Source organism: Actinoplanes sp. NPDC049681 (assembly GCF_044465265.1).
Lineage (GTDB): Bacteria > Actinomycetota > Actinomycetes > Mycobacteriales > Micromonosporaceae > Actinoplanes.
On sequence record NZ_JBITLP010000007.1, the window covers coordinates 347,543 to 368,861 of the forward strand.

Below are 21,319 nucleotides of genomic sequence, written 5' to 3' on the forward strand. Positions count from 1 at the left end.
GCCTCAGGCCTCGCCCGGCAGGGTCGTGGCGGCGGCCGTGAGCAGCAACGTCACCGAGGTCGCGCCCGGGTCCTGGTGCCCGGCGCTGCGCTCGCCGAGATAGCTGGCCCGGCCCTTGCGGGCGATCAGCGGGATGGTGGCGTCCCGGCCCTCCTCGGCGGCCCGGACCGTGGCCTTCAGGGCCTCCTGCAGGGGCTGCCCGTCGGCCAGTGCGGCGTCCAGCGCGTCGATCGCCGGGGCGAGCGCGTCGACCATGGTCTTGTCGCCCGCCTCGGCCTTGCCGCGCGCCAGCACGCCCTCGAGACCCGCCCGCAGCACCTTGGCGAAGGCGGCCCCGTCCAAGCTGGTCGCGTCGCCGGCCGCGGCGGCCATGCGCAGGAACGCCGTGCCGTACAGCGGGCCGCTGGCACCGCCCACCTTGCTCACCAGGGTCATGCCGGTGCGCTTGAACAGCTCCGCCGGTGTGCCGGGCGCAGCCTCGTCGTATGCCGCGACCACCGCCGTCATACCGCGGTCCATGTTGGCACCGTGGTCGGCATCGCCGATGGCGGCGTCGAGCTCGGTGAGCCGCTCCCGGTTCTCGGCGACGAGGCGGGCGAACTCGCGCAGCCACGCGGCGAGCGCCGCGGTGTCCACGGTGCCGGTCATGCGGCTCACACCCCCCAGCGCAGCGCCGGGGTACGCACCGGGGCGTCCCACAGCCGCAGGATCTCGTCGTCGGCCTTGAGCAGGGTGACCGAGCAGCCGGCCATGTCGAGGCTGGTGATGTACGGCCCGACGAGCGAGCGGGCGACACCGATCCCGTTCTTGCCGAGGATCGTCGCGATCTCGTGATACATCACGTACAGCTCGAGCAGCGGGGTGGCGCCCATGCCGTTGACGAACGCGATGACGCCGGAGCCGCCGGTGAAGTCGAGGTCGGCGAGGATCGGGCTGACGAGCATCTCGGCGATCTCCGCGGCGGGCGCGGTCGGCACGCGGCGGCGCCCGGGCTCGCCGTGGATACCGATGCCCAGCTCCATCTGCCCGTCGGGAAGCTCGAAGGTCGGTTTGCCCGCGGCCGGCACGGTGCAGGAGGTGAGGGCGACGCCCATGCTGCGACCCTCGGCGTTGACCTTGCGGGCCACCTCGGCGACCTCGGCCAGCGGCCGGCCCTGATCCGCGGCCGCGCCGGCGATCTTCTCGAGCAGGACCGTGACGCCCACCCCGCGGCGCCCGGCCGTGTAAAGGCTGTCCTGCACCGCCACGTCGTCGTCGGTCACCACCGCGGTCACGGAGACGCCGGTCTCGGCCTCGGCCAGCTCCGCCGCCATCTCGAAGTTCATGACGTCGCCGGTGTAGTTCTTGACGATGTGCAGCACCCCGGCGCCGCCGTCGACGGCCTTGGTGGCGGCCAGGATCTGGTCCGGGACCGGGGACGTGAAGATCTCGCCGGCGCAGGCGGCGTCGAGCATGCCGGGGCCGACGAAGCCGGCGTGCAGGGGCTCGTGGCCCGACCCGCCGCCGGAGACGAGCCCGACCTTGCCGCGGACCGGTGCGTCGCCGCGGCAGACGATGTGATTCTCGTGGTCGACGCGCAACTCGGGATGGGCGGCCGCGACGCCGCGCAGCGCGTCGGTGACGACAGTGGCCGGGTCGTTGATGAGCTTGTTCATCTCCGGACTCCTCACCGGTCTCGCCTGAGGGATGAATCTGGCTGGAGGGACGACCTGCTCCCCACAAGCTACGCCGATCACCGGCGGTCGTCGCCGTGCCTGTGGACAACCCGGTTCCGGGCCGGTCCGTCCGGCCGACCGCCATCCCTTCGATGGCTGAGGGCCCCGGCGGCGAACCGTCTGCCGAGGGGGGACGGATGAAGATCCACCAGGTTCTGAAAGCGTCGGCCGCCGCCGGGGCGAGCGTGCTGACCGTGCTGGCGAGCGCGCCGGCACCGGCTGCCGCGAGACACCCCTCATCGGCGGCTTCACCGCACTGACGCATCCTCGTGGAGTGTCGCCGAGTTCCTCGGCATCGAGCACGCCGGGCGACTGGTGCGGGCGAGGTCCCGCGCCTTCCACTGAGTATCGTGCCGCGGCCGGTCTATGAGCCGGCCGTGGCCACGCGCGGCACGACCCGTCGCACCAAGCGGCCCGCGAGCGGCACCACGCCGAGGCAGGTCGCACCGATGGCGGTGAGCACCACGCCCGTGCCGCCGGAGTGGTCGGCGCCGGCGGTCAGCGCGCCGACCGTGGCGAAGACGCCGACCCAGATGGTGGTGCCCAGCGCCGACCAGCCGACGAACCGGCCGAACGGCATGCGGGCGGTGCCCGCGACGATCGGCACGACCGCGTGGATGACCGCCACGAAGCGGACCGCCACCAGTGCCGCCGCGCCGTTGTCCCGCAGGTACGCCTCCGCGCGGTCCCACCGCTGCGGACCGATCCGCCGGCCGAGCCGGGTCTCGCGCAGCCGTGCCCCGAGGACCCGGCCGACGGCGTAGCCCGCGATCTGACCTGCCAGCGCGCCGGCCGTACCGGCGGCGACCGCAAGGGCGAATCCGCCCGGGCCGTGCGGTAGCGAACCCGCGAGCATGACCACCGACTCGCCCGGCACGAACAGGCCGAGCAGGAACGTGGTCTCGACAGCGCTGGAGAGCATCGTGAACAGCAGCACCGGCCACTGGTCCAGCGTGGCCAGCCACGCGACGAAGGTGGAAGCGGAGCTCATCAGTTCGGCGATCACACGATCAGCCTTGTCAACCCGGACGCGCGGCACCATGGGGCCATTCCCCGACCCGTCCCTGAGGCGACCCTGAGTCGTAGTCCCACTTCCGGTGGGAGGAGCGCCGGCTGGTGCAGGCGTTCGACGACAGGGAACGCACCGACCACGGCTAGACCTCCGGGCCCGCGGCGTTCCACCGCGCCACGATCTCGGCCCAGGCGGCGGCCTCCCGCGCGTCGAGTGGCCGACCCGACCGCGCCTCGGCGAGGGCCTGCGCCGCGTACGGCCCCATGCAGAGCGCGATGTGGGCGAGGGCCGCCGGAAGGTGCTGCCGCAGGAACCTGCCGAGACGCCGTAGCCGGCCGCCCTCCCGACGGTGTGCCACGGTCCGGCTCCCCCCACCCGACGACGTTGATGAACGTCAATGGTAGGGCTTGCAAGCGAGGACGGCGTCCGGCTACGTCCCGTCGTGGTTCGACGGGATCGCGGGGAACGGCGGTCGACGCCGGGCGATCGCCGTCGCGTCCCGCGGGCAGGCTATCCAGGTTCCTAGGACGGTTTAGGCGTAGTGATCCCCGTGACCGGGGATGACCCGGCCACGGGGGAGGGCCGGCGGTCAGCCGATGCGAAGGGCGGCGCGGCGGACGGCGAGCACCCCCACCATCGCGAGCGGCGCGAACAAAGAGGTGAAGACCAGCCCGTACACCACGGTCAGGCTCACCGGCACCGTCATCATGCCGACGAAGGCGGCCACGTACACCGCCGGCGCCCACCAGCCCAGGACTCCGGAACGGGCGAGCCCGACGTACGCGAGCAGCAGCCCGAGGAAGCCGATCATGCTGGTGCCACGCCACAGGGTCAGGAGGCCGCTGGCGTCGACCGTGTCGGAGATGCGTACGGCGACGTCCATCGGGACCGTACGGCCGATGACCATGCGCCACCAGTCGTCCTTCACCGCGCCCGAGATGTTGAGCATGGTGAGGACCGCGCCGAGGGTGCCCAGCAGGGTGAGGATCCGCCCCTTCGCGCTACGGACCAGCAGCGGTACGACCAGCATGCCGACGCCCGTCAGCAGGTTGCCGTAATGCAGCAGGATCGCCGACGTCTCGGTGAGCGTGGTGTCGCGCGCCAGCGAGCTGATGTAGGCGGCGGTGTCCGGTCCGTCCTGCGGTGGGCAGGTCAGCATCCCCGCGAGGTAGAGGACCGGCCCGGCGACGAGCGCCCCGCCGGCGAGCCGGTAGAGCGCCCGGCGGGTGCGTACCCCGGGGTCCGCGGCGCCGCTCGTGTGCGTGCCGGTCGTGATGGTCGAGTCGACGGTCGTCAAGGTGGTGCTCCGTTCGGTGCGGTCGATGGTCACGCCGACAACCCTGCCGATCCGGCCCCTCTCCCCGCGTCCGTCATCGCGTACCGTCTCCGGCCTGCGCTTTCCCCCGGAAGGCGGAGGACCGCGACCCGCCCGGGTCCATCGTTCGGCGGACTCCCGCGCGCGACCGCGTCCGTACGATCAGCAATCGTGACCATGCGCCGACTCCTCGACCCGCGAGCGGTGCCGCTCGTTCTCGGCCCCGTCGTGGGGGCCCTGGCGGTGGCAGAGGCGAATCTCGACGCCGCGTTCAGCGTCCGGCCGGAGACGATCTGGGTGCCGGGCGTGCTGCTCGGCGCCGGCATCGTGCTGGCGGCCTGGTTTCCGCTGGCCGGGACCCTGCTCGCGGTCGCCTGTTTCCCGCTGGGCCTGCTGGTCGGCGCCGGTGACATCGGCGGTGCCGGGCTCATCGGGCTCATCGGTGTGGTGGCCTGGGCCGCGTGGCGCCTGCCGCCGCGGCGCTCCGGGCCGGCGCTTGTCGCCGCGATCCTCGCCGGCGTGGTGACCTCGCTGCTCGCCGGGCAGTCGGTGTGGGAGGCGATCTTCCAGCCGGCCATTCTCCTGCCGGGCTGGGCCCTGGGCCGCCTGAGCCGCACCAACGGCGAGCGCGCGGCCGAACTGACGCGCCTCGCCGCGGCCCTCGACGCCGAGCGTGAGCGCAGCGCGCACGCCGCCGTGGTCTCCGAGCGCACCCGTATCGCCCGGGAGGTGCATGACGCGGTGGCGCATTCGGTCAGCGTGATGACGCTGCAACTGGGCGCGCTGCGGCGGCAGATCGACGACCCGCATCATCGCGAGCTGGTGCACGGGCTCGAGCGCCTCGGCCGCCGGTCCGTGGAGGAGATGCGCGGGCTGGTCGGCATCCTGCGCGACCGGGGGAGCGCCGGCCCGCCGGCGCCCGAGCCGTCCCTGGTCCGGGCCGGCGACCTGGTCGGCGAGGTGGAGGCGGCGGGTCTTCCGGTACGCCTGGAGGTGCGCGGCGAACGCGGCGAGGTGCCCCGCCTGCTGGACGCGTCGGCGTACAGGGTGCTGCAGGAGGCGCTCACGAACGTGTTGCGGCACAACGGTCCGGCGCCGACCAGCGTCACCATCGAGTACGCCCCGGAGCGGGTCGCGGTGAGCGTGGTGAACGAGCCGGCCGCGGCGCCTCCGCCGGCTCCGGGGCCGGGTGGCCATGGGCTGGTCGGTATGCGGGAACGGGTGTCGCTGTTCCGGGGCACGTTGCGCGCCGGTCCGGAGCCCGGCGGCGGTTTTGCCGTACGGGCGAGCTTCCCGCTGGAGCTGAGCCGATGATCCGGGTGGCGCTCGTCGACGACGAGGCGATGATCCGCGTCGGGCTGCGCATGGTGCTCAGCGGCGAGGACGACATCGAGGTGGTCGGCGAGGCGTCCGACGGCGACGAGGCGGAGGCGCTGGTCGCCCGCGTACGCCCCGACGTGGTCCTCATGGATGTCCGCATGCCCCGGATGGACGGCATCACTGCCGCGCGCCGGATCTGCGCCGGCTACCCCGACAGCAAGGTCGTCGTGCTCACGACCTTCGACGAGGACGCCCACGTGGCGGCGGCTCTGCGTGCCGGGGTGAGCGGCTTCCTGCTGAAGGTGGCGCCGCCGGAGGACCTCGTCGACGCGGTCCGCACGGTGGCCGCCGGCCACGGGTTGCTCGACCCTGCAGTGACGCTGCGGGTGATCGCCGCGTTCGCCGGCCAGCCCGATCCTGAGGAGGACGAGCCGAGCATCGGGGAGCCGGCCGTCCTGGAGCAGCTGACCCCCCGGGAGCGCGACGTCCTGCGGCTCCTTGCGGAAGGACTGACGAATGCGGAGATCGCCGCGCGGATGTATCTCGGGGAGGCGACGGTCAAGACGCACCTGTCGCGCATCCTCATGAAACTGGGCCTGCGCACGCGGGTGCAGGCGGTGGTGTTCGCGTACCGCAACGGCCTGGCCGGTTGATACCTCACCGGGTACGCACCCCGGCGGCGGGCCGGGGTGCGTACCGTCCGGAGGGGAATCAGGTGAGCACGCCCCCGAGACTGGCCCAGCCGGTCCAGGTGTTGCTGCCGGCGAAGGTCTGGCGCCGGGTCCAGAGCGCGTTGTCCGAGCCCCGGACGAAGACCTGCAGCCTGCCGTTGCTGTTCTGCGCGGCGGTCAGCTCGTTGGTGAGAACGCCCCCGAGGCTGGTCCACCCGGCCCAGGTCCCGCCGACGTTCTGGTAGCGGTACCACAGGGCGTTGTCGGTGCCGCGGGCGAAGGCCTGCAGCCGGCCGTTGGCATTGCGCCAGACGCCCGGGTTGCTGGTGAGTACGCCGCCGAGGCTGGACCAGGCGGTCCAGGCGTTGCTGCCCGCGACGTTCTGCCGGCGCGTCCAGAGTGCGTTGTCGGTGCCGCGGACGAAGACCTGCAGCCGGTTGGCGGCGTCGGGCGAGACCGCCGCGTCACTGGTGAGGCCGCCGCCGAGGCTGCTCCAGGCGGTCCAGGCGTTGCTGCCCGCCCAGGCCTGCCGGCGGGTCCACAGGGCGTCGTCGGTGCCGCGGACGAAGACCTGCATCCGGCCGTACCGGTCCGTCGAGGCGCTCGTCTCCCCGTTCAGGACGCCGCCGAGGCTGCTCCAGGCGGTGAACGCGGCGCTGCCGGCGAAGGTCTGCCGGCGCATCCACAGTGCCTGGTCGGTGCCCTCGACGAAGACCACCAGACGCCCGAGGGCGTCGCGGCTGACGGTGGGATCGCTGGCGAGTCCTCCGCCGAGGCTGCTCCACGGGGTGTAGGTGCTGCTGCCGGCGACGACCTGGCGGCGGTACCACAGCGCGTTGTCGGTGCCCCGCGCGAAGACCTGCAGCCGGCCGTTGAGGTTGGCGGCCGCCCGGGGCGCGCCGTTGAGGCCACCGCCGAGGCCGGCCCAGCCCGACCACGTGGCGCTGCCCGCGCTGGTCTGACTCTGCCGCCACAAACCTTGGTCGGTGCCGCGGGCGAAGGCTTCGAGCCGGCCGTTGCTGTTGCGCGCCGCCGAGACGGCGGCGGCGCCGGTGGGGGCCAGCATGGTCACTGCGGTACCGGCGGCCGGTGCTCGCGGGACCGGCATGGCCTGCGCAGGGACGGTGAACAACGCCGAACCCATCACCGCTGCGGCGGCAGCGGTGACGATTCTCCGGCGGGACGAGACAGGTACGACGGACATGACGGTGCTCCTTGACACGGTTGATGGCCGGGCGCGGTGCCGATGGCACGTGCGACCTCAGCGAGGTGGTGCGCGAAGGTGCGGGGCCGCCGAGGTTCGATTTCGGCGGCGGGGCGCGGGGCCTATGGGTCGGCGCCGGCGTCGGGAAGAGCGATGTGGCCGCGTGCGGCGGCTACAGGGCAGCGTAAGCCGGATACATTCGGCCGTTCGTCGAACGCCGAGGCTGCCCGGTTAATAGACCTTTCGGGCCATACGGATTATCCGGAAGTGCAGGTAGGGATGCCGATCGGCCGAGGGGCCGACGGCCGCGACGACACCGCGCCCTCAAGCGTCGGCGGTCAGCGGCAGCGGCGACGCGCCCTTGATCTCCTGCAGACGCAGCAACGTGGTCAGCCGCTGCGCTCCCTTGATGGACAGCTGGGTCAGCACGTGCTGCAGCTCGGCCACGTCCCGCGCGACCACCAGCAGCATCACGTCGATCTCCCCGGCCACCCAGTCGGCGGCGATCACCTGCGGCAGGGCGAGCACCGCCTGCTCGAACACCCGGCTGGCGCGCGGCTCGTGCCGGGCCAGGGTCGCCGACACGTACACCTGCAGCGGGAACCCCGCCTCGGCGGCCTCCAGCCGGGCACCGATGCGCCGGATGACGCCGGACTTCTTCAGCCGGCGTACCCGATTGAGGGTCGCGGCGGGCGACAGACCGACCAGCCGGGCCAGATCGAGGTTCGACCGATCGGCATCCACCTGCAGCTCGTGCAGGAGCCGGACGTCGATTTCATCAAGTCGCACCGCCATTCAGCCAAATATAGTTTTGTCCTGAGCCCAGGGGAACGAATTTGGTGCCGTGATCCGGAGCATCGACCCCATGCGTTCCCGCCACCTCACCCTGCTCGCTCTCGTCACCGCCGGCCTGCTCTGGGGCACCACCGTGCCCCTGACGAAGGTGGCGCTGACCGGCGTCGGCCCGGCATGGCTGACCGTCCTGAGGTTCGCGCTCGCGGTCGTACCCCTCGCCTATCCGGCCCGCCACCAGCTCCGGCAGGCCGTCTCCGCGAGGACGCTCGTCTGGGGCGCCCTCGGCTACGGCGTCGTCATCGTCCTGCAGAACACCGGCATCGCCCGCACCAGCGTCAGCCACTCGGCCCTGATCCTCGGCGCCACCCCCCTGCTGACCGCCGTCCTCGGCGTCGCCACCGGCCGCTCCCGCATCGCCGCCCCGGCGTGGGTCGGCCTGGCGATCTCCGGCCTCGGCATCGGCGTCATCGCCTCCCACGGCGGCGGCGAGGCCACCCTGACCGGAGACGCCCTGGTCGGCGCGTCGGCCCTGCTCTCCGCGGCATTCCTGCACGTCCAGCCGAGCCTCCTGGCGGGCCGCACCGTCACCGCGGTCACCGCCGTCCAGTTCGCCGCCGGCGCTGCGGCCGCCCTGCCGTTCGCCGCGCTGAGCGAACCGCCGTCCGGGCACCTGCCCGGAACAGTCGCCCTCCTGGCCACGGCGGCGCTCGCGGTGGGCGGCACGCTGCTGCCGTTCACGTTGTTCGCGTACGGCCAGACACGCATCGCCCCGGAGACAGCGGCGTCCTTCGTGAACCTGGAACCGATCGTCGGCACAGCCCTGGGAGTGGCGGCGTTCGGCGACACGGTCACCACGATCCAGGTCGGGGGCGCCTTTGCGGCGATCACGGGAATCGCCCTGACATCCGCGTCCCTGGTTCGGGGGAACCGACACCCGCAGCCGCACGCGGAGATCCCCGCACCGGAGCAACCCCGCATCCCGGTCCCCGCCGGAGGGTCAGAGCCGGGGGTGAGCGTCCTCGATCCGGTCGACCGTCAGGTACGCCAGCAGACCGGCACGGTCGTCCGCATCCAGATCGGCGAAGGCGGCGCGCGCCTGCTCACGGGCGTTGGCGGTCTCGGCCGCCAGTAACCCGATGATGGCCGCCCAGGCCAGCGACACCAGATGGAACAGCCGATCCTGGCGTGCGACGGGAAGGCGGCTCACCTCCGCGAGAGCAGCCACGGCGGCGGCGTCCTCCCGGGCGCGGGCGGCGAGCTCGAAGACAGCCTTGCCCCGGTACGCATTCCGGGACGCCACCAAAGCTTCGAGCTCGGCCACGGACAACGACCGCACAGGAGGCTCCGAAGCCGGGGACGGCACGGTCAGTCTTTCCAGCCGAAGGTGAGGGTGCCGGCCACCGCGTCGAAGACGTCGTCGAACACCGAGGCCAGGGCCGTGTTCGGGGTCAGGAACGACAGGGTGCCCACGCTGTCCGTCCCCGGCACCGGCAGGTGATAGTCGCGCCGGTATGCCGTCACCTCCCCGTACCCGGTGCGGTCGGGGAGGGTGAGGGGTCCGCTCACCCGCGCCGCGGGGCCGGAGGGGAGGGTCAGCGGCTCTGCGTCGTCGCCCAGTTTCCGGCGTACGTCGTCCAGCGAGCACACCGGCGGCGACATGCGGAGCATCGCGTGGGCGGTCACCACCAGCGGTTCGGTGGAGCCCGCGACCGGCACCACGTCGGCGTAGACGCCGACCACCACCACGTACGCCGAGGCGCTGAGCCGGCGCAGTTCCAGCGCCGGCGGGGTCAGGTGGGTGACCAGCCGGTCCTCGGTGATCAGCGGGTGCCCGGCCCACCGCGCGGCGACGGCTCGGCGCAGTTCGGCGGGTACGTCTTCGGCCTGCGGGTCCAGCTCCACCCAGTCCTGCGGGAGCCGCAGGCTCACGGATGCGGGTGGGGAAGAACTCATCAACTCACCTTTGCTGCGGTCGGCCCCGCCTCGGAGAGCCGGTCCGGATTCGATGAATGCCGTGGTGAGTCTCCCGCGACGGTGGAATGGTCGGGAATCATCACCCTTGTCCATGGCGTACGCCATGGCAATCACTCGTCCGGCTGGCTCGGGCGCCGAGGCGGCGCACAGGATCGCACAGTCCGGGATCGGTTACGGCCCGAACGGGCGCACTGTGCTCTGTGGTGTCGGATACGGGACACGCGGCGGCCCGCTCGGGGCACGGCGAGAGGGCTCCATGGAAACGTTGTAACAACGGCACGCTCGTGATTGGACGGGAGCGCCCCCGGTCGGATAACGTGAAGCAACGCCGTTGCGAGTTCTTCCCCCGTGGAATTCGCAGCGGCGTCCTACTTTCTCGAGGACCCAGGGGTTGCCGCGCCGTCGGCCGCCAGCGCAATGGTCAGTGGCAGCGGCCGGTTCCCGTGTCGGTGAACGAGCCGCCTCGCGCCGGCAGGAAGTCCCAGCGGTACCAGCCGGGTCGCAGCGTCAGGCGTACCACTCCGTACGTCGTGTTGTTCCGCCGTTCGCTGTTCGGCGCCGTCCGGCCGAAGGGGTAGCGTTCCGCTCCGCCGGTGCCCGCCACGATCTCCCGGATACCCCGTGCGGTGTCCCGGCGCCCGGCCGGGGTCTGCGGTGCGAACCGTTCGTACACGTGGTTGTGCCCGGCCATCAGCAGCTCGGCGCCGGCGTCGTAGAGGGCCTGGATCAGCGGGCGGGTCTCGGTGGCCGGCGGGTGGGTCGCGGCCGACGTGAACAGCGGGTGGTGCACCATCGCGACCGTGCACGACGCGGCGCTCGCGGCGAGGTCGGCGCGCAGCCACCGCTCCTGGGCCGAGCCCTTGCCGCAGCCGCCCGGCACCTCCGAGCACACCGTGTTCAGCACGACGACGTGCCACGCGCCGGCGTCGTACGAGTAGTAGCCCTTGCCGCGAGGCCCGGCCGCCGCCCCGAAGTAGTCGAAGTACGGCCCGGCGCCGCGGCTGTGGTACTCGTGGTTGCCGACGGCAGGCCGGGTCCGGGACTTCACGCGTCCCCACGTGGGGCCGTAACACCGGGCGAAATTCGTGCGGCTGCCGTTCGGGTAGGCGTTGTCGCCGAGCGTGAAGACGGTTCCCGGGAACCGCTGGAGCAGCGCGAGCGTGCCGCTGTCGCCGGTGCTCTCGCAGCTGGCGATGTCGCCGGCACCGATCAGCACCGCGGGAGCCGCACCGGCTCGGGAGGCGGTGGCCCCGGATGCGGCCGTGCGGGACGCCACCGCGTCCGGGGACGGCGTACTGGCGGCGGCGCCGTCTGCGCCGGACGTCACCGGACGGGGGGACGAGCAGGCCGCGAGGGTCGCCAGCAGCAGCGCCGCGGTGCACCGGCTGATCCTCACGCGGCTGGCTTTCCCCCTCGTGGCCTGCTCAAACCTCGCGGCGGACGAGGTCGCGGGCCCAGCGCATCCGGGGCACGGCGGTGTCCGGGTGCTCACCGAACTCGTACGCCATCCCGGCGGCGCACCCCGCCGGGCCGTCCCGGTGCAGCAGCGTGTCGACGGTGTCGGCGACGACCTCGGCGCTGAGGGCGTCCGACGCCTGCAGGTGCGAGACGAACACCGCTTCCGCACGTACCGTCTCATCAGGAATCTTGTGCATGCGACATCTCCTTGCCGGCGCGGGCGATTCACGCGCGCCGCAGTCACAACGGCGGCGCGCCATCGGACAATCCGGGTCCGGCGGTGATGGTGGGCACAAACCGCCCGCGGCTCAGCCGGGCAGCACGGCCCCGCCCCGCACCTGCTCGGCGAACGCCGCCGGCGTGGCGATCCGCTCACCGAGCGGCTGCTCGCCGAGGGGCATGCGCAGCCGTTCCGCGAGGCGACCCAGCAGGATCGCGACGCGGCGGACCATTTCCGGCCCCGCGGTGTCCCAGTCGACCAGCGCCGGCCCCGAACCGGTCATGAGCACGTTCCACGGCTCCACGTCGCGATGCGTCGACACGTAGTCGCCCGCGGCGAGGACCGCGGGCAGGTGCCGGCGCAGCACGGAGCCCGCGGCCGCCGACCGCGTCGTTCAGGTGGTACCAGTCGGGCCCTTCGCGGCCAGTGCGCTCAAGGGCATGCAACCGGGCGAGGGTGGCGCCCAGCCACTCCGCGGCGTCGTCGTCGCGCAGCCTGGTGAGCGGGAACTGTCGGACCCCCGTGCCATGCTGACGCCGTGGTCATCGTGTTCGACGCGGAGCTGTGGATCTGGGACGCCCGCCGGGGCGACAGCTGGACGTTCGTCAGCCTGCCCGCCGAGGAGTCGGAGACCGTCCGCGACATGACCGAGGGGGTGCGGCGCGGCTTCGGATCCCTGCGCGTGCGGGCCAGGATCGGCGCCACCACGTGGACGACCTCGATCTTCCCAGACAAGGGCCGCGCGGCGTACGTGCTGCCGGTCAAGAAGGCGGTGCGCCGCGCCCAGCACCTCGATCCGGGCCACACGACCACGGTGGAAGTGGAGCTCCTCGACCTGTGATCAGTTCCGGCGGGAATGGACGAATCGGAAGAGGACGGACACCAAACTCGGATGTTGGGGGTAGGAATCGGCCTAGCGGATATGGCGCATCCGTATGTCTTGATGACTACTCTCCGGAGGCCGCCCGCGACGGGTGGCCTTGTGGAGAGGCTAGGGATGAGAAAAATCCTGGCGGCTACCGTCGCAACGTCGCCCAGGCGTTCGCCGCCTGGGTCAACGACCACGACGCCGCACCGCTGAAGGACCTCTACGCCGCTCCGGGCGACCCCGGTGCCGACAACGGCTACGCCATGTACCTCGCCACCCAGTGCACCGACGTGCAGTGGCCGAAGAGCTGGTCGAAGTGGGAGCGGGACAACTGGCGTACGTACGCCAAGGCACCCTTCATCACCTGGAACAACGCCTGGTACAACGCGCCGTGCCGGAACCGGGGCGGCCAGGTCGGCAAGCCGGTGACCGTCAACGGCAAGAACGCTCCGCCGATCCTGCTGATCAGTGAGACCAAGGACGCGGCCACGCCGTACTCGGGCAGCCTCGAGGTGCGCAAGCGCTTCCCGCGCTCGGTGCTGCTGGAGGGCGTCGGCGGCACCACGCACGCCGGTTCGCTGAACGGCGTCGCCTGCACGGACGACACCATCGCCGCGTACCTGGCCACCGGTGCCCTGCCGACGCGGGTGCACGGCAACCGTTCCGACAAGCAGTGCTCGCCGGTGCCGGCGCCGGACCCGACGGCCGCCGCGGCGAAGAGCCTCAGCGCGGCCGGCGGCTCCAGCCGGGCGCCGCTGCGGGAGCTGGTCAGCATCCGCTGATCCGCGTGCCGGTGCGACGGCCCGGGAGCTGCGGCTCCCGGGCCGTCGTGCGTCACCAGGTCACCGGCATGGCCCGCAGGCCGCGGACCAGCAGGCCCGACTTCCACGGCAGGTCCTGCTCGCCGACCGCCAGGCGCAGCCCCGGCAGGCGGCCGAGCAGGGTCGCGAGCGCCACCTGGAGCTCCATGCGGGCGAGCTGGGCGCCGAGGCAGTGGTGCACGCCGTGGCCGAAGCCCAGATGCGGGTTGCTCTCGCGGGTGAAGTCCAGCCCGTCGGGGTCGGCGAAGACCTCGTCGTCGCGGTTGGCGGCGGACAGGGAGCCGAGCACCGGCTCGCCGGCCCGGATGAGGACGCCGCTGAGTTCGACGTCCTCGGTGGCGTAGCGGGCGAACGCCGACGCCGCGCCCAGCGGCACGTAGCGCAGCAGCTCCTCGACCGCGGCCGGGATCAGCTCCGGGGCGGCGCGCAGCTCCGCGAGCTTCGCCTGGTTCGTGAACAGGACGTACAGGAAGTTGGGGATCTGGGTGACCGTGGTCTCGTGCCCGGCGGCGAGCAGGCCGGCCGCGAGCTCGACCAGCTCCTCCTCGCTCAGGCGGTCGTTGTCGTCGTCGCGGGCCTGCACGAGGGCACCGATCAGGTCGTCGGTCGGCGTCACCCGCCGCTCGGCGATCAGGCCCGCCATGTACGCGTGCAGGTTCGCGATGTACTCCTCGATCCGTTCGGGGCTCAGCGAGGTGGTGGAGACGATCGCCTCCGACCACGTGCGGAACAGGTGCTGGTCGCCCGCGGGTACGCCGAGCAGGCGGCAGATCACCCGTACGGGAAGCGGGGTGGCGAAGTGCTCGACCAGGTCGGCCGGGGGACCCGCGGCCGTCATCGCGTCGATCAGCTCGTTCGCGATCGCGGTGGTGGCCGGGCGCAGCTCCTCCACCCGGCGGGCGGTGAACGCCTTGGCGACCAGCCGGCGCAGCCTGCTGTGGTCCGGCGGGTCCATGGCGAGCAGCCCGCCGCCGACCTGCTGCGCCGTGGTGCGGGGCTCGTCGCGGCCCACGCTCGCGGCGCGGCTGAACCGGGGATCGCCCAGCAGGGTACGGACGTCCTGGTAGCGGGTGGCGAGCCAGGCGTCCTCGCCGAAGGGCAGGCGTACCCGGGTCACCGGTTCCGAGCGTCTCAGCCGGGCGTAGAGCGGGTCGAGGTCGAGCCGGTCCGGATCGCTGAACGGGTACCGGCGTGCCGTGGGCGCCTGGCGTGTGTCAGTCAACGCGTGCTCCTGTCGTCTAGGACTCTGAGCTACGTTCCAGACACGGATAGTAGTAGCGCGGGCATCGACCGTCCATGCCGGACGGTGCCGGTTCTCAATGCGTGGGCAGCGGGGCCCGGCGCGCCAGAGCCTGCGCCGCGAGGTGGAGCAACTGGTTCACCGCCGCATCGATGTGCGGGGGAGCGGCGGGGAAAGGCTCGGCGTCCAGGCAGCGCTCCAGCAGCAGCTCGACCAGCGCGGCGCGGTGCACGATCTCCTCGGACGTGATGGCGCCCGGCAGGATCCGGATCTCGACGGTGTCCCGCAGGGGCGTGGCGGTCAGCAGCTGGGTCAGGTTGACGTCGAAGAACTTCGTCAGGCCGCCGAGCTCCGCCGCCTCGCACAGCTGCTCGTACGACGGGTTGCCGTCGACGGCCCGGACCAGCGGCTCCGGCAGCGGGGCCAGCCGCCGGCACGCCGGGTTCGTCTGCAGCATCGCGCGCAGCGGCTCCCGCCACCACGCGAACAGCCGCACCACGTTGGCCAGTGCATGCGCCTCGCGGAACGGTGCGCCGTCGACGTGCAGGTGCACGGCCGCCTCGCGCGGCACGGCGAAGCCCAGCTCGCGGGCCGGGCCGAGCAGCTCCTCCAGGGCGTCGCCGTGGCCGGTGCTCAGCGGGGGAGTGACGATCTCGCAGGGGCGTTCACGCTCACCGCCCTGGGGCGCGGCGAGGGCGATCGTCGCGCCCGTCGCGTCGGCGAGCTGGTAGATGCCGCCGTGCCGGTCCACCTTGGCGGCCCAGAGCTGCGCGGTCGCGTCCAGCGCCGCCCCGATCGTGCCGCCCGGATCGCTGTGCAGGGCGAGCAGCCGCAACAGGCGCGGGTCGTCGGTGAGGACCCGGAACCAGCCGGGCGCGGGGGGCGTCCGCGGATCCAGGCCGGCGAGGAGGGTGACGTCGTCCACCAGGGTGCACAGCAGGCGGCCGTCGTCACGGCGTACCTCGAAACCCTGGGTCAGGTGCAGGAACCGTCCCAGGCCCGGGACCAGGGACGGCTCGCTGTCGTGGTGCCACACCGGGTGGACCCGGCCGCCGTGCCGGTCGGCCAGTTCCCGCGCGAGGCTCAGCCGGCTGAGGCCTGGCGGGGCCATCAGCTCGATCTCGAATCCCGTACGCCGGTGCAGCGGGGCGGTCACGGCTGGATCGGCAGGGTCTCGCCGGCCAGCAGCTTCTTGCCGCCCAGGACCTTGGCGTCGTACGCGGTGGGCTTCTTCCAGATCTTGGCCAGCTCCACCGCGTCGTTGATGTCGTAGCCCGCGTTGAAGAAGGCTTCGACCTGCTGGACCTCCTTCGACTGCGGCGGCTCGGGGGCGTCCGGGGCGCTGCCGGGCTTGATCGGCAGCTTCTTGCCGTCCAGCAGCTTGCGGCCGGCCGCCGCCTTCACGGCACCGATGTCGTTCTTGTTCATCTTCCAGAGCTTGGCCAGCCGGACGGCGTCGTCGTAGTCGTAACCGGCGTTGAAGTAGGCGTCGTACTGCTTCTGCAGCTTCTCCTCCGCCGGCGACAGTGACGGGGTCTGCACCGGCGGGAGGGACAACGACGGCGCCGCGGACGGCGTCGCCGGGGCGGCCGCGGGTGCGACCATGTTCCCCGAGCCGCTGGACCCCTGGCCGGGCAGCAGCCCCGGCAGCGTCATCACCCCGGCGATGAGGCCGGCACCGAGCACGGCACCGCCCGCGGCCTGCGCGCCCCACCGGCGCCGCTGGTAGCTGCGGGACAGCTCCTGGACACGGGCATAGACGGCTGCCGGGTCGGGGGTCAGATGTTCATGTCTCTCGAAGGCTTCGCGGAGCCTGTCTCCGTTGTCGATCACGACGTCTCCTCGGCGTGGATCTTGGTGTGTCGCTCCGACGTCAGCCGGAGAGTCTTCAGCGCCCTCGACGCGTGGCTGCGGACGGTCGCCGGCGAGCAGCCGATCAGGTCGGCGATCGCCACGTCGTCCAGCTGCTCGTAGTAGCGCAGCACCAGCACCGCCCGCTGCTTGCGTCCGAGCGTGGCCAGCCGCTTCCAGAGCTCGTCGGCCTCCACGACGTCCTGCGCGTGGTCGCCCACCCCGCCGCGGGCGTCGTCGAGGTCCACCAGCCGCTCACCCACGGCGTGCACGTTGCGCGCCGCCCAGCTGCGCCGCCAGGACAGATACTCGTTGAGCACCATCCGGCGGACGTACGCCTCGGGTGAGTCGGCGTCACTGATGCGGCGCCAGCGCACGTGCGCCCGGGCCAGCACCTCCTGGACGACGTCCTGCGCGAGCTCGCGGTCGCCGGTGAGGACGACCGCGTACCGCAGCAGGCTCGGAAGCCGGGCCATCGCGAATTGCTCGAAGGTCACACCGACTAGGACGCCGTTCGCCCGCCGGATGTTCAACGGAGATCCGGAGAATTTTCGGCGTCGTCCGGGCGGACCCCGTCGCCGGTTCCGGCCGGGCAAGGCAGTATCCTGCGCCGACCGGCCCACGGGGAGGATCGATCGTGTACGAGCAGCAGCCCGGCGCTTACCCGCCGCCCGGAGCGCCGCAGGGTGGCGGTGCCATCGCCCTCACGCTCAAGTACCACCCGCTGGCGTTCATGCTGGGGCTGTTCAAGCCGCAGGTGGAGATCAACGGTCAGCCGGCGGCGAACGCGTGGGGGCGTACGGTCCTGCCCGTCGCTCCGGGTCAGCATCACGTCCACGTCCACGTGCCGTATTTCCTGCCGCCGCGCATCGGCGCCGCGGACCTCGGCATCGCGGTGCATTCCGGACAGACGGTCGAGCTCGAGTACCGGGCCCCGATGATCGCGTTCATCGGCGGTGCGCTCGGTACGCCCCCGCAGAAGTATCCGGGCATGGCGGTCACCATCGCGCTGCTGGTGGTGTCGCTCGTCCTGCTGCTGTGCATCTGCGGCGGCATCATCCTGGCCGCGGCGAACGGCTCCTCATGAGGGTGATGTGACATCGAAGAGCATCCGACGCGCTCGCTGACGCCGTGGCTGAGTGACGAGGGCGTCACGACGGCGCTGCCGGCCGGTGACGGACTGTCATTGCGGCCCGTCGCGCTGGTTCCGGAGATCCGGCTGCTCCTGGCAGACGACCCGACGCTGCTGTGGGCGCGCCTCGAGGCGGCCGAGGGCCGGCGACTGCAGCCACCGTTCTGGGCGTCGGCCTGGTCCGGCGGGCAGGCGCTCGCCCGCTACGTCCTGGACCATCCCGCGCTGGTGGCCGGGCGCACGGTGCTCGACGTGGCCTCCGGCTCCGGGCTCGTCGCGATCGCCGCGGCCCGTGCCGGCGCGGCGTCGGTCCTGGCCAACGACATCGACCCGTACGCGACCGCGGCCATCCGGGCCAACGCCGCGGCGAACGGCGTCGGCGGGGTGACCTGCCTGCCGCACGACCTGCTCGACGGCGACGGCGAGGGCGCGGACGTCATCCTCGCGGGCGACGGGCTGTACGAGGAGGGCCTCGCCGTCCGGGTGCTCGCGTTCCTGACCCGGCAGGCGGCCCGCGGGGCGCTGGTGCTGGCGGGTGACCCCGGCCGTGGTCACGTGCCGGACGGGCTGATGGACCGGGTCGCCACCTACGACCGCCCGCACCTGGGCCCGGCGGACGACCATCGGGAACGCCGGCCGGCCGTCTTCCGTGCCCGCCGGCCCTGACAGGGGGTCCCGAACATGACGAACGGCCCGCCGAACCGGCGGGCCGTTCGAGTCACGGGAGGACTCAGACGATGCGGATGTTCGACGCCTGGAGTCCCTTGGCGCCCTGGGTCACGTCGAACTCGACCCGCTGGTTCTCCTCGAGGCTGCGGTAACCGTCCGCCGCGATCGCGGAGAAGTGCGCGAACACATCGCCGCCGTCGTCCTGGGTGATGAAACCGAAGCCTTTGTCGCCGTTGAACCACTTGACGGTTCCGAAAGCCATGTCCGCTCCTTGCAGCACAGGGGAACCCCGCACCGCGCGGGATCCTCGTGTCGCCGGGTTGATCGCCCGTCGTCCGGCGGGGAGGGAAAATGGTCCGCCGGTGGGGCGCGGAAACAAAATGCGCCTGGCGGGCTCAGATACCCATCAGGCGCCGGTGACGTCAACGGAAATCAAAACTGCAACACGGCAACGGTACCACGGAAATGCCGTGCCGCCGGGATATTCATTAAGGACGACCGATATGATTATTCGTATATCACTGAGCGTAACTATTCCGCCACGACTCGACCCCTCGCGTATCCGCTGGTCACGTTGGTAGCATGCCGCCGTTCTCGGGCCACCTGTGGAGGTCTCCGGTGTCGGACAATCGGATGAAGGATCGTGTGAGAGTGATGTTCAACGGGACTTCCCCGGAAAGTGCGACCTCGGAGCACGTGCTGCTCTCCCCGGCCGGCCCCGGCGTCCCGTCGAACCAGGCGCTGCAGGTGCTGACCATGGCGCAGCGCACCGCCGAGGATCACCTCGCCAAGGCACAGCAGCAGGCCGACAAGATCCGCACCGAGGCGCTCGCGGCCGCGGAGGAGATCGGGCGCGAGGCGCAGATGCACGCGCACAACGTGCGGCGCGAGGCCGAGCAGGTGCTGTTCGACGCCCGGGCCGCGGCCGAGCAGACCGCCCGCGACGCCCAGGCGCGCGCCGAGGAGGCCCAGCGCAGCGCCGCGAAGGTGGTCCTGGAGGCCCGCGGCGAGGCCGGTCGCATCACGGCCGACGCGCAGGCGAACGCGGACCAGCTGCGGATGGCCGCCCAGCAGCGCTACGACGACGTGGTCGGCAGCCTCGGCGCCCGCCGGGAGTCGCTCCAGCAGCAGATCGAGGCGCTCGAGCAGTTCGACCGCGAGTACCGCGCCCGGCTGACCTCGTTCATGCAGAACCAGCTGCGGGCGCTGTGGGTGGACCAGCCGCAGGTGACCGCGGAGCTTCCCGACGTGCCGGCCCCGGTCGTGGCGGCCGACGCCGAGACCCCGGGCGAGCCGGAGCAGGCCGCCGACGAGGCGGCGGAGGACGAGGACACCGCGACGGAGGAATCCCAGCCGAGGCACGGTGCTCACGCGTCGCGCGACGAGTAGACCCGCTCACCCGCGACATAGGTGAGCGCCACGCGGGTCTCGCCGATCGCCTCCGGCGGTCCGGCGAACGGGTCGCGGTCCAGCACGACGAGATCCGCCCGGTTCCCGGCCGACAGGGTGCCGGTGTCGTCCAGGCGGTTCACGTACGCCGACCCGCTCGTGTACGCCCGCAGCGCCGTCTCGAGCTCGAGCCCCTGCCCGGGCAGGAAAGGCGGCCGGTCCTCGCCGGCGAGCACCCGGTTCACCGCCACGTGCACGCCGAGCAGCGGGTCGGGGCTGCTCACCGGCCAGTCACTGCCGGCGGCCAGGCGGGCACCGGCGCGCCACAGATCCCCGAAGGGGTACTGCCGCATGGCCAGGGCCGGGTCGAGGAACGGGATGGTCAGCTCGTCCATCTGCGGCTCGTGGGCGGCCCACAGTGCCTGCACGGTGGCGGTGGCGTCCAGCTGCGCGAAGCGCGGGATGTCGCCGGGGTGCACGACCTGCAGATGCGCCAGGTGGGGACGCGTGTCGCGGGTGCCGTTCGCGGCCCGCGCGGCGGCCACCGCATCGAGGGCCTCGCGCACGGCCCGGTCGCCGAGCGCATGGAAATGCACCTGGAATCCGAGGGCGTCGAGGGCGGTGACGTGTCCCCGCAGCGCCTGCGGATCGATGAACGACAGACCGCTGTTGCCGGTCGGCCGCCCGCACGCGTCGCGGTACGGCGCCGTCATGGCGGCCGTGAAGTTCTCCGCCACCCCGTCGAGCATCAGCTTCACCGTGTGGCACCGCAACGGCCCCGTCGTGAATCTCTCCCGGCGCTCCACGAGGGTGGGAATCTGCCCCGCACCCAGGTCGCGGTCCCACCACAGGGCCCCGGCGACCCGGGAGAGCAGCGTGCCGCTGGTCGCGGCGGCGAGGTAGGCGCCGGACACGTCGGGATAGCCGTTGGACGCGCACAGCATCGCGTCCTGCCAGGCGGTGACCCCGAGCGAGTGCAGCAGCCGCTGGGCGCGGTGCAGCCCGGCCAGGCGGTCGGCGGCGGTGACGGCCGGCACCACAGCGGCGACCAGCGCCATGGCACCCTCCTGCAGCCCGCCGGCCGGTTCCCCGCCGGGTCCGCGATCGATGCGCCCGTCGGCCGGGTCCGGGGTCGCGGCGGTGATGCCGGCCAGCTCCAGCGCCCGGCTGTTGACCCAGGCACCGTGGTGGTCGCGGTTCGTCAGGAACGCCGGGCGGCCCCCGGTGACCCGATCCAGAAGGTCCTTCCCGGGTACGCCGCCCGCGAAGCTCTCCATCGACCAGCCGCCCCCGACGATCCACGCCGCCTCCGGGTGAGCCGCCGCGTACGCGCCGATCCGCCGCAGGTATTCAAGGGTGTCGGTGGTGCCGGTGAGATCGCACTGCCCGAGCTCGACGCCGCCCAGCACCGCGTGGACGTGCGCGTCCTGGAAGCCCGGCAGCAGCAGCCGCCCGGCCAGGTCGATCACCTCCGCGCCGGGTCGGGCGAGATCCCGCACGTCGTCGTGCCCGGTGGCCAGGATGCGGCCGTCGCGGACGAGCAGGGCGGTGGCGTCGGAGCCGAACAGTGGGCCGCCGGTGAACAGCAGGTCCATGGCCACGAGGATGGCACGACCGCGGTGCCGCCGGGAGTGGCGAACGCGACATCCGGCGGGTGGCCGGAAT

Annotated in this window: 25 protein-coding genes; 8 read left to right on the forward strand and 17 right to left on the reverse strand. The window is 72.5% G+C overall.

From position 1 onward, the window contains the following. Positions 1–3 precede the first annotated feature (3 nt). The 5 genes from dhaL to ACIBO8_RS26665 form a co-directional block, all read right to left on the reverse strand. Positions 4–648 (reverse strand): dihydroxyacetone kinase subunit DhaL, encoded by a 645-nt coding sequence (gene dhaL, locus ACIBO8_RS26645; protein WP_396118028.1) that lies wholly within the window; start codon positions 646–648, stop codon positions 4–6. A gap of 5 nt (positions 649–653) precedes the next feature. Next, positions 654–1,655, reverse strand: coding sequence for a dihydroxyacetone kinase subunit DhaK (dhaK, locus tag ACIBO8_RS26650; RefSeq protein ID WP_396118029.1), 1,002 nt, complete (start codon positions 1,653–1,655; stop codon positions 654–656). 424 nt (positions 1,656–2,079) lie between these two features. Continuing rightward, entirely contained in the window at positions 2,080–2,721 is a 642-nt protein-coding gene (locus ACIBO8_RS26655; protein ID WP_396118030.1) for a DedA family protein, read from the reverse strand. Between the two features lie 148 nt (positions 2,722–2,869). Then, positions 2,870–3,085, reverse strand: coding sequence for a hypothetical protein (locus ACIBO8_RS26660; protein ID WP_396118031.1), 216 nt, complete (start codon positions 3,083–3,085; stop codon positions 2,870–2,872). 231 nt (positions 3,086–3,316) lie between these two features. After that, positions 3,317–4,057, reverse strand: a complete 741-nt coding sequence (locus ACIBO8_RS26665; protein WP_396118032.1) for a hypothetical protein — start codon at positions 4,055–4,057, stop codon at positions 3,317–3,319. 162 nt (positions 4,058–4,219) lie between these two features. Between ACIBO8_RS26665 and ACIBO8_RS26670 the strand changes: the two genes are divergently transcribed. Then, positions 4,220–5,356, forward strand: a complete 1,137-nt coding sequence (locus tag ACIBO8_RS26670) for a sensor histidine kinase (RefSeq protein WP_396118221.1) — start codon at positions 4,220–4,222, stop codon at positions 5,354–5,356. After that, positions 5,353–6,015, forward strand: a complete 663-nt coding sequence (locus ACIBO8_RS26675; protein WP_396118033.1) for a response regulator — start codon at positions 5,353–5,355, stop codon at positions 6,013–6,015. The genes ACIBO8_RS26670 and ACIBO8_RS26675 overlap by 4 nt, the downstream gene beginning before the upstream one ends. 58 nt (positions 6,016–6,073) lie before the next feature. Here ACIBO8_RS26675 and ACIBO8_RS26680 read toward each other — a convergent pair whose 3' ends face one another. Beyond that, a complete protein-coding gene (locus ACIBO8_RS26680) occupies positions 6,074–7,237 on the reverse strand; it encodes a hypothetical protein (RefSeq protein ID WP_396118034.1) in 1,164 nt (387 codons plus the stop codon). 324 nt (positions 7,238–7,561) lie between these two features. Beyond that, positions 7,562–8,032: an Lrp/AsnC family transcriptional regulator gene (locus ACIBO8_RS26685; RefSeq protein ID WP_396118036.1), complete on the reverse strand. Its 471-nt coding sequence runs from the start codon at positions 8,030–8,032 to the stop codon at positions 7,562–7,564. Positions 8,033–8,102: 70 nt separating this feature from the next. Between ACIBO8_RS26685 and ACIBO8_RS26690 the strand changes: the two genes are divergently transcribed. Next, the gene (locus ACIBO8_RS26690) at positions 8,103–9,164 is read left to right on the forward strand and encodes a DMT family transporter (RefSeq protein WP_396118038.1); all 1,062 of its coding nucleotides are present in this window, start codon (positions 8,103–8,105) and stop codon (positions 9,162–9,164) included. Between the two features lie 233 nt (positions 9,165–9,397). Here the strand turns inward: ACIBO8_RS26690 and ACIBO8_RS26695 are convergent, their stop codons facing one another. The 4 genes from ACIBO8_RS26695 to ACIBO8_RS26710 all read right to left on the reverse strand — a co-directional run bounded on the left by ACIBO8_RS26695 (position 9,398) and on the right by ACIBO8_RS26710 (position 12,051). Beyond that, positions 9,398–9,985: a hypothetical protein gene (locus ACIBO8_RS26695; protein WP_396118039.1), complete on the reverse strand. Its 588-nt coding sequence runs from the start codon at positions 9,983–9,985 to the stop codon at positions 9,398–9,400. Between the two features lie 442 nt (positions 9,986–10,427). Next, positions 10,428–11,402, reverse strand: coding sequence for a metallophosphoesterase family protein (locus ACIBO8_RS26700; protein WP_396118040.1), 975 nt, complete (start codon positions 11,400–11,402; stop codon positions 10,428–10,430). Positions 11,403–11,430: 28 nt separating this feature from the next. Further along, a complete protein-coding gene (locus ACIBO8_RS26705; protein WP_396118042.1) occupies positions 11,431–11,661 on the reverse strand; it encodes a hypothetical protein in 231 nt (76 codons plus the stop codon). 111 nt (positions 11,662–11,772) lie between these two features. Beyond that, positions 11,773–12,051 carry a phosphotransferase gene (locus tag ACIBO8_RS26710; RefSeq protein WP_396118043.1) on the reverse strand — a complete coding sequence of 93 codons (279 nt, stop codon included), beginning with the start codon at positions 12,049–12,051 and terminating at the stop codon, positions 11,773–11,775. A gap of 171 nt (positions 12,052–12,222) precedes the next feature. On the opposite strand from ACIBO8_RS26710, the gene ACIBO8_RS26715 reads away from it, so the two are divergent. Both ACIBO8_RS26715 and ACIBO8_RS26720 read left to right on the forward strand, forming a co-directional pair. Further along, a complete protein-coding gene (locus ACIBO8_RS26715; protein ID WP_396118044.1) occupies positions 12,223–12,525 on the forward strand; it encodes a DUF1905 domain-containing protein in 303 nt (100 codons plus the stop codon). A 290-nt stretch (positions 12,526–12,815) separates the two neighbouring features. Beyond that, on the forward strand, positions 12,816–13,334 hold the full coding sequence (locus ACIBO8_RS26720; protein ID WP_396118045.1) for an alpha/beta hydrolase: 519 nt from the start codon (positions 12,816–12,818) through the stop codon (positions 13,332–13,334). Between the two features lie 52 nt (positions 13,335–13,386). Here the strand turns inward: ACIBO8_RS26720 and ACIBO8_RS26725 are convergent, their stop codons facing one another. From ACIBO8_RS26725 to ACIBO8_RS26740, 4 genes are all read right to left on the reverse strand, one after another. Further along, positions 13,387–14,595, reverse strand: coding sequence for a cytochrome P450 (locus ACIBO8_RS26725; protein WP_396118046.1), 1,209 nt, complete (start codon positions 14,593–14,595; stop codon positions 13,387–13,389). Positions 14,596–14,689: 94 nt separating this feature from the next. Next, positions 14,690–15,769, reverse strand: coding sequence for an amidoligase family protein (locus tag ACIBO8_RS26730; RefSeq protein WP_396118047.1), 1,080 nt, complete (start codon positions 15,767–15,769; stop codon positions 14,690–14,692). Then, positions 15,766–16,446, reverse strand: a complete 681-nt coding sequence (locus tag ACIBO8_RS26735) for a hypothetical protein (protein WP_396118048.1) — start codon at positions 16,444–16,446, stop codon at positions 15,766–15,768. The genes ACIBO8_RS26730 and ACIBO8_RS26735 overlap by 4 nt, the downstream gene beginning before the upstream one ends. Next, positions 16,443–16,961 carry a SigE family RNA polymerase sigma factor gene (locus tag ACIBO8_RS26740; RefSeq protein ID WP_396118049.1) on the reverse strand — a complete coding sequence of 173 codons (519 nt, stop codon included), beginning with the start codon at positions 16,959–16,961 and terminating at the stop codon, positions 16,443–16,445. The genes ACIBO8_RS26735 and ACIBO8_RS26740 overlap by 4 nt, the downstream gene beginning before the upstream one ends. A 140-nt stretch (positions 16,962–17,101) precedes the next feature. On the opposite strand from ACIBO8_RS26740, the gene ACIBO8_RS26745 reads away from it, so the two are divergent. Then, complete coding sequence (locus tag ACIBO8_RS26745) at positions 17,102–17,551, forward strand: hypothetical protein (RefSeq protein WP_396118050.1); 450 nt, start codon at positions 17,102–17,104, stop codon at positions 17,549–17,551. A gap of 99 nt (positions 17,552–17,650) precedes the next feature. Continuing rightward, complete coding sequence (locus ACIBO8_RS26750; RefSeq protein WP_396118051.1) at positions 17,651–18,262, forward strand: class I SAM-dependent methyltransferase; 612 nt, start codon at positions 17,651–17,653, stop codon at positions 18,260–18,262. Positions 18,263–18,326: 64 nt separating this feature from the next. Here ACIBO8_RS26750 and ACIBO8_RS26755 read toward each other — a convergent pair whose 3' ends face one another. Then, complete coding sequence (locus ACIBO8_RS26755; RefSeq protein ID WP_366153051.1) at positions 18,327–18,527, reverse strand: cold-shock protein; 201 nt, start codon at positions 18,525–18,527, stop codon at positions 18,327–18,329. 392 nt (positions 18,528–18,919) lie between these two features. Here ACIBO8_RS26755 and ACIBO8_RS26760 point away from each other — a divergent pair, with 392 nt between their 5' ends. Beyond that, positions 18,920–19,654 (forward strand): hypothetical protein, encoded by a 735-nt coding sequence (locus tag ACIBO8_RS26760; RefSeq protein WP_396118052.1) that lies wholly within the window; start codon positions 18,920–18,922, stop codon positions 19,652–19,654. Here ACIBO8_RS26760 and ACIBO8_RS26765 read toward each other — a convergent pair. Next, positions 19,633–21,249, reverse strand: coding sequence for an amidohydrolase (locus ACIBO8_RS26765; protein ID WP_396118053.1), 1,617 nt, complete (start codon positions 21,247–21,249; stop codon positions 19,633–19,635). The two genes, ACIBO8_RS26760 and ACIBO8_RS26765, sit on opposite strands and share 22 nt — an antisense overlap. Between the last annotated feature and the right edge of the window lie 70 nt (positions 21,250–21,319).